This is a genomic window from Bacillus proteolyticus (genome assembly GCF_001884065.1).
In the GTDB taxonomy this organism is placed as follows: Bacteria; Bacillota; Bacilli; order Bacillales; family Bacillaceae_G; genus Bacillus_A; species Bacillus_A proteolyticus.
Window position 1 is genome coordinate 1 of record NZ_MACH01000014.1, and the last position, 214, is coordinate 214.

The 214-nt window shown below is 36.4% G+C and carries 1 rRNA gene; it reads right to left on the reverse strand.

The annotated features are described in order from the left end of the window. A 5S ribosomal RNA gene (gene rrf / locus BAQ49_RS02740) occupies window positions 1–71 on the reverse strand; the annotation flags it as partial. Window positions 72–214 lie beyond the last annotated feature (143 nt).

The window sequence follows — 214 nt, forward strand, 5'->3', positions numbered from 1 at the left end:
TCGGCGCTAGAGAGCTTAACTTCCGTGTTCGGTATGGGAACGGGTGTGACCTCTCTGCCATCATTACCAGACATTATTCTTTTGAGACAATCATTATTATAACTTATTCACTTTAAAAGTCAACAAGTTTTTTTATGTTCTCTCAAAACTAGATAACATTGCTACATATTATATGGTTAAGTCCTCGATCTATTAGTATTCGTCAGCTCCACAT